Origin of the sequence: Pseudarthrobacter albicanus (genome assembly GCF_018224015.1) — a bacterium.
GTDB classification, from domain to species: domain Bacteria; phylum Actinomycetota; class Actinomycetes; order Actinomycetales; family Micrococcaceae; genus Arthrobacter; species Arthrobacter albicanus.
In genome coordinates, this window is the sequence record NZ_JAGPOT010000144.1 from 1 (window position 1) to 6,733 (window position 6,733).

At 64.1% G+C, this 6,733-nt stretch carries 5 protein-coding genes and 2 pseudogenes; 4 read left to right on the forward strand and 3 right to left on the reverse strand.

The window, feature by feature from the left end; translation table 11 throughout:
- Positions 1–527 precede the first annotated feature (527 nt).
- The 3 genes from J9611_RS20670 to J9611_RS20680 all read left to right on the forward strand — a co-directional run bounded on the left by J9611_RS20670 (position 528) and on the right by J9611_RS20680 (position 2,870).
- On the forward strand, positions 528–674 hold the full coding sequence (locus J9611_RS20670; RefSeq protein ID WP_211882993.1) for a lmo0937 family membrane protein: 147 nt from the start codon (positions 528–530) through the stop codon (positions 672–674).
- A gap of 847 nt (positions 675–1,521) precedes the next feature.
- Positions 1,522–1,668, forward strand: coding sequence for a hypothetical protein (locus J9611_RS20675; RefSeq protein ID WP_211882995.1), 147 nt, complete (start codon positions 1,522–1,524; stop codon positions 1,666–1,668).
- Between the two features lie 128 nt (positions 1,669–1,796).
- Positions 1,797–2,870, forward strand: coding sequence for a DNA polymerase IV (locus tag J9611_RS20680; RefSeq protein ID WP_443701387.1), 1,074 nt, complete (start codon positions 1,797–1,799; stop codon positions 2,868–2,870).
- Between the two features lie 17 nt (positions 2,871–2,887).
- On the opposite strand, the pseudogene J9611_RS20685 reads toward J9611_RS20680, so the two are convergent.
- A pseudogene (locus tag J9611_RS20685) lies at positions 2,888–3,229 on the reverse strand (aldo/keto reductase); the annotation flags it as partial.
- Between the two features lie 384 nt (positions 3,230–3,613).
- Here J9611_RS20685 and J9611_RS20695 point away from each other — a divergent pair.
- Complete coding sequence (locus J9611_RS20695) at positions 3,614–3,811, forward strand: hypothetical protein (protein WP_211883001.1); 198 nt, start codon at positions 3,614–3,616, stop codon at positions 3,809–3,811.
- A 472-nt stretch (positions 3,812–4,283) separates the two neighbouring features.
- Here the strand turns inward: J9611_RS20695 and J9611_RS20700 are convergent, their stop codons facing one another.
- Positions 4,284–5,867 (reverse strand): NCS1 family nucleobase:cation symporter-1, encoded by a 1,584-nt coding sequence (locus J9611_RS20700; protein ID WP_211882997.1) that lies wholly within the window; start codon positions 5,865–5,867, stop codon positions 4,284–4,286.
- Between the two features lie 248 nt (positions 5,868–6,115).
- A pseudogene (locus J9611_RS20705) lies at positions 6,116–6,616 on the reverse strand (amidohydrolase family protein); the annotation flags it as partial.
- Positions 6,617–6,733: the final 117 nt, after the last annotated feature.

Below are 6,733 nucleotides of genomic sequence, written 5' to 3' on the forward strand. Positions count from 1 at the left end.
CATTCGCCGATTTGGGTCACCTGTAGTGAGACAAACCGGGAAAACTTGTCTCACTACAGTTGACCCAACCCGCGAGATTCCGGGGTTTTCGTGGGTCAACTTAAATGAGACGGGACAATTTGATTCAGCAAGTAGTTGGCCGATCACGCGCCGCGTCCCGAAGTGGCGAACTCCGGCGGAATAGCGGTTGACCGAAGCTGCATCTCCAATATGGCCGCATGGTACGCCGCTTGGGGCGCCGGGCCACTAGGCGCCGGAGTTGACGGTGAACCTCCTCTAATTGTCCAGAGTTCTCTGGACAATTAGGCGAGGTATGGCTATGTCCGGCAACCTGATCCGGAAATAGGCTGATAAGCACCACAGCTGGAGATGCGGAGTCGGGCTCGATGAGTACGAGGATGGTCCTTGCCGGCAGCGCCCCTGCGCGACTGTCCGGCAGTCATGTCATTACTGCCCGAAGCATATGGACGCAGAGCGGCCGGGGCGCAATAATTAGCATTTCCATCCGCCAAACGAAGGAGACTCTCGTGTTGCTTTGGATAGCCATCGTTATCGCAGTTCTGTGGCTTCTCGGGCTGCTCGGCAACATCGGCGGCGGGTTAATTCACCTGCTTTTGGTTGTAGCCGTGGTCGTCCTGATCTTCCACTTCGTCCGCGGCAGGTCCCGCGCCTGACTTCGAAACCCTGTTTTGCCGCGGCAAACGCCCGAGCCGAATAGGAGGCTATATGTTGGCGCCAAGTGGGCGGATCTCTCATCCAGTGACGGCCAAATCGAACGCCGATAATTGATCTTTGGTTGTGCAGCAAAGTGGGCACAAAAGAAGGTGTGCACAATGTGCACACCTTCGGCTTCGGATCGAGCCGTACATCGGTCGGATAGGGGCGGATTGCGGAGGTTTTCGGGGGAGTGGCGGAAATTCAGGGGCTGGAACCTGGTTCGAGTCCCACCTCGGCCACAGCATTCCCCCTCGTCAGAGGGGGTTTTTGCTTTAACGTGTGTACATTGACCCTGGTTGGGCCCCTCTGACGCTTGATGCGGCCTGGTGCCTGGCCGCCGCGGCGCCCTGTTTGGTTGTGTGGGTGGCGGGGTCAGGTGCCCTGGCTGGTGGGCCCTCCGCCTGCTGGGATGTGAGGCCAACCGTCCTCCTTTCTGGGTTGCTGCGGTGGCCGTGGTTGGCCGTTCACCTATTCATGTCTCAGAGTTGTGCTGATGACATGACCTGAACGGGATTTCTTGAAGAATTTTCGTTTCGCTTGGCTCCTTCCGAGGCCAAAAGAGAGCGCTGATGTGGCCGGTTGTCCGGCCAAAGGTGTGTACATTGTCCACACCTTGTCCACGGGCGGGGTGTTCAGCTTGCATCTTGGTTCCTTCCCGGCAGTTCTGCCCACACCACTCCATGCCGGTCTCTGTTTCAGATGAAATGACCTTGTGGCAGTTCTTCGACTCTTATTGGTGGAAGGGCTATTGGGGGACTTCATGAAAGCCAGCTACTTTTCCGACCTGTCTGGTCATCATCCGCCATGACTAACTATCGCGACCTGACCAAAGCCAAGGCCGCTGGCCTCCAAGAGTTTCTCGACGAACGCGGCCCGGCACTGGAGCGACTCCGGGAGCGCCTGATGGCCGAAGGTCAAGACCCGTCTGCATTCCTCGACGGCACCATCTAGAGCCTCGTTCCCCTCTGGCGGTGTTCGGCGGCGCTGGAATTCAAAGAAGGCCAAGAGGCCGCAGGCTCAGCGGCCAAGCTCGGTGGAGAGCCGGTGCTTGCCAGGGATGTTTAGGGCAGACTGGTGGGGTGAGCGGAATCCGGTGGGTGCTGCACGTCGATCTCGACCAGTTCATCGCGGCGGTCGAAGTGCTCCGGCGGCCGGAGCTTGCGGGCAAGCCGATCATTGTCGGCGGTCGGGGCGACCCCACGGAACGAGCTGTGGTGTCGACCGCATCCTACGAAGCCAGGGCGTTCGGTGTGGGTTCCGGAATGCCCTTACGCATTGCGGCCCGGAAAGTGCCCGACGCTGTGATCCTGCCCGTCGACCAGGAGGCATACCTCGCGGCGTCTGAAACGGTGATGGCTACCCTGCGCGCGCAGCCCGGCGCCACCGTGCAGGTGCTGGGTTGGGATGAAGCCTTTGTAGGCACTGAGACAGAGAATCCGGAGGCCTACGCCCGGCAGGTGCAGGCCGCTGTCCTGGAGCGAACGCAGCTGCATTGCAGCGTGGGCATCGGCGACACCCTGGTCCGTGCCAAGGTCGCCACCGGTTTCGGCAAGCCGGCCGGCGTCTTCCGTCTCACTTCCGGGAACTGGCTCGACGTCATGGGCAGTCGGCCCACCAAGGACCTGTGGGGCGTCGGAACCAAAGTGTCGGGCCGGCTGGCCAGACTCGGCATCAACACAGTCGCCGAGCTCGCCGCGTCCGACCCCCAAGACCTGGTCCCGGAGTTCGGCCCCAAGATGGGTCCTTGGTACGCGGAGCTCGGACGCGGGGACGGCGCCAGCGTTGTGGACGACACCCCGTGGGTTGCCCGCGGGCATAGCCGGGAGACCACCTTCCAGCGGGACCTGACCGGGCCCGCCCAGGTGGACGACGCCGTAAGGGAGCTGACAGCGCGTGTCCTTGAGGATGTTGTGGCCGAAGGACGGCCCGTGGTTGGGCTGACCCTGAAGGTTCGGTATGCGCCGTTCTTCACCAAGACCCACGCGAGGAGGATTCCCGAGACATTCGACCGGAACGAAATCCTCGCGCGGGCCTTGGACCTCGCAGCCGGAATCGAAGCGGGCCGTCCGATCCGACTCCTAGGCCTGCGGGCCGAAATGGCAATGCCCGACGATGCCCGAACGGGACATACGCCGACGCGCGGCGGTTGGTGACGGCGTCGCTCCCTTCCTTACCAGCGCGCATGAATCGCTTCGCGGAAGTAACGGGCGTAGATGTCCAGTGCGCCGGTGGCCAGCCCGGTGCCGACGTCGTACATCGCTCCCGCCGCAGCGTTTGCCCTAGCCTGCGCCGCGGAACGGCTCCGGGATGACGGTGGTGACGCCGTCGGGCACCTGGCCGCTGAACTCCTGGGCAGCTTTGACGCCGGTCGCAAAGTTGACACCCGCGAAGGTTTCACCGACGTCGAACGCGGCCCCGTCGCGGTTGTGGTTCCGGTGATCGCCCTCGGGGAACTCGGTGTCCCGGGTGTACTTTCCAGAGAGCAACCCGAGGCCAGCGGCACCCTGGCGATGTGCCGACCTGTCCCGTGTCACCGAGCGGAACGCTCCTGGTGCCACGGATCCGGCCACGGTACCGCGGCCGTCATGGGAACGGTACACAACCGAGGAGGAGCAGACCCTGTCCATGGAGTCCCTGATTCTCCTGGACGGGCTCGTGTCTTATCTCGCGGCAGTCGTGCGGGACCGTGCGCCGCTGGCACGTTGGGAGGACGGCCACCCATGCCCTGACCTCTTCCTCTGGGTGATCATCCATGCCCGTTCATCGAGACCATCCCCGCGGCCCATCGTGAGTGTGCGGTCTGCCGCTCCTGGATTTCGTAAAGCCGTCCGTTGCGCTCGGCGTAGCCGACCAGCTGTTCGTCCACGTACAGGCGTCCGGCGTCGCCCTTTTCCAGGTGGTTGATGCACTGAACGCGCAGCGGATAAGGGACCTCATTCGGTACGCCGTTGAGATGGCCGAGTACATGCAGGCCGAGATCGACCACGCCAATGCCGAGGGCAGGGGATTCTCGGTGCTCGACCTCCCGGCCGTCGTGGAGGGCTGGAAGTTCACCGCCCTGGCACGCAGGGAAAGCTACGACGGCGGGTTCTGAGCCGGCCAGTCTGGCCCTGACTCCGCTGCGGTCCATCACCAGCTTCCGGGCACCCTCGGGGCTGTGTGCACCGCCTCGGTCTTATGCACCGAGAAAGTGCCAGGGCCGCCCCGGAGCTGCCCGCCGCGGGCCAACCGCAGGGCAGGAAGCGGGTCTGGGTGCGGCTGGAGTGCAGCGTCTGCGGCTTCTCCGAGACCGCACGGCCGAAAAATGGTGACCCGAATTCACCCTCCGCTACTGCGACCATCATGGGCCCGGCGAGGTGCCCTGGCCGGCACCGGGGCTGATCCGCAGTGAATACGACGGGATCGGCAGCCGGTTCATCGGAATCGTTGACGTCGCGGTGCCCGGCTCCTGACAACCGGTACCGGATCCCCGAAGAGGGCAGATCGGACGCTGACCACAAGGATGCGCATGCTGATCCGCCTTTCGTTTCGGTGGCCAGAGGTCCGGACTCTTTCGTCCTTGCCGGTCAGTGCTTCGGGGCGACGGCGATCTCCTCGCCGTCTACCTCGTGGAACGTCGCATGGCGGTCCACGATCAGCAGGTAGATCACGGCGGCCAGGATCGCGCCGACGAACCAGGAGAAGCCGGAGATGTAGGTGAACGCCGGGACGAGCGCCAGCACCAGGGCGACGACGGCGGCCGGTGTGCCGGCGAGGACGGCCTTCCGGTTGACGCCGCGGGTGTATGCGTACTCTCCGTCCGGGGACTCCGAGTAGAGGTCCGGGATGTTGACCTTGCCCTTTCGGAGCAGCCAGTAGTCGGCCATGATGACGCCGAACAGCGGACCGAGCAGGGCGCCCAGGCCGCCGAGGAAGTACACGATGACCAGCGGCGAGTTGTACAGGTTCCACGGCAGGATCACCAGGCCGATCACGGCGGAGATGATGGCCGACCGGCGGAAGTTCAGGGTGCGCGGATACAGGTGGGACAGCGTGTAGATGGGCGCCACGAAGTTGGCCATGAGGTTCACGGCCACTGTCAGGACGATCAGCGCGAGGCAGGCCAGCACCAGCAGGAATGTGTTGGGGATGGCCCGGACGACGTCGGTCGGCGATTCGATCACCGTCCCGTTGATCTTGTACTGGGAGCCCGAAAGGACGACGACGATGGCGGCGAAGAACAGCATATTGATGGGGATTCCGAAGAAGTTGCCGCGCACCACCGACCGCTCGGAGGGGGCGCCGCGGGTGAAGTCGCAGAAGTTCAGCACGAACGTTCCGTAGACGACCACCCACAGCGCCGCGGACTGGAAGATTCGCACCCACATCTCACCGCCCGTCAGCGCCCCGGAGGTGGACCAGGCGATGGACCCGCCGGCCTTCACGAACATCCAGATCGCCAAGGACAGCATGGTGAGCAGGATGATCGGACCGGCGAAGGCCTCGTACTTGCGGATCATCTCCATGCCGAAGCTGACGATGACCGTCTGGACGACCCACAGGACCAGGAACGAGATCCAGCCCAGGGTGGAGAGTCCGAGGAAGGAGTCCGCGTCGAGCGGTGCCAGCGAAGGGGCGAGGGCCAGGATCAGCACCCGTAGCACCATCGAGGCCAGGAAGGTCTGGATGCCGAACCAGGCCACGGCCACGGCGCCGCGGACGATGGCGGGGACGTTGGAACCTCGCACGCCGAACGAGATCCGGCTCATGACCGGGAACGGCACTCCCGTCCGCTCGCCCATGAACCCGGAGAGGTTCAGGAGCAGGAACAGCAGGACGGCGCCCAGGAGGAATGCCAGCATGATCTGCCAGGCTCCCAGCCCCAGGGCGAACAGCCCGATGGCGAACGCATAGTTGCCCAGCGAGTGCACGTCGTTGGCCCACAGCGTAAAGATGCTGTAGGCGTGCCACGTGCGGCCACTCCGGGTGGTGGGCGCCAGGTCCTCGTTGTAGAGCCGGGGGCTGATTTCCGCGGGCAGCTGTTGTGGAACGGCCGGCTTCCCCCGCGCGATCTCCTCCACCGCGGGGTCGCCGGTGCCCCACGGTTCCGGATCGATCAGGTACGGATGCCCGTGCTCCTCGTGCGAGCCAGGACCGTGTTGGTGGGACATGGTGCAGTCCTCCCTGTGGCGGAAAGGGTGATGCCCGGCTTCAGGCTGGTGTCAACGGGAACTGTGCTGCTGGCTGCGGGGACGCCGACCTTGTGGGGCACTCATTGGAATTCGTTTTCCGAATGGTGGAATGTACATTTCGTGTTGTGAAATAACTGTAGCTGTGGTAAAGGTCACAGTCAAGAGTTCCGGGCGTGCAGGGCGTTCGGGTTTGCAATGTGGTCGCCGTTCGGTGTTCCGGAGGCCGCTCAGCTCTCCCCGCGCCGGATGAGCCTGCCCTGGGGCGAGTCGAGGTCCACCGCGGTGCCCCGCAGACAGGTCATGCGTACTTTCCCGGACAGCGCCCTGCCCTGGTACGGAGTGATGGGGTTCCTATGGTGGAGCTTGCCGGCGTCGACCACGAAGGCGTCGTCGGGGGCGAAGACCACCAGGTCGGCGTCGTAGCCCAGGGCGAGCTTGCCCTTGGAGCGCAGTCCGGCGCGCCGGGCGGGTTTCGTGGACATCCACTCGACCACCCGCTCCAGGCCGATGCCGCGGCGGCGGGCCTCGGTCCAGATGAGGGACAGGCCCAGCTGTAGCGACGACACCCCGCCCCAGGCCACCCCGAAGTCCCCGTTGTCCAGGTCCTTGAGGTCCAGCGTGGAGGGGGAGTGGTCCGAGACGATGAAGTCGATGGTCCCGTCGAGCAGTCCTTCCCACAGCAGCTCCCGGTTGCCGACCTCCCGCACGGGCGGGCAGCACCTAAAGGCAATACCGTTCAGTTAAGGGTTCCTGCGGTAGCATGTTTTCATGCCCCGCTCCGGACAACTGAAACCAACCACCGGTACCCGCCTCCCCGACGTCATCTCGGTGGGACTCATGGCCAA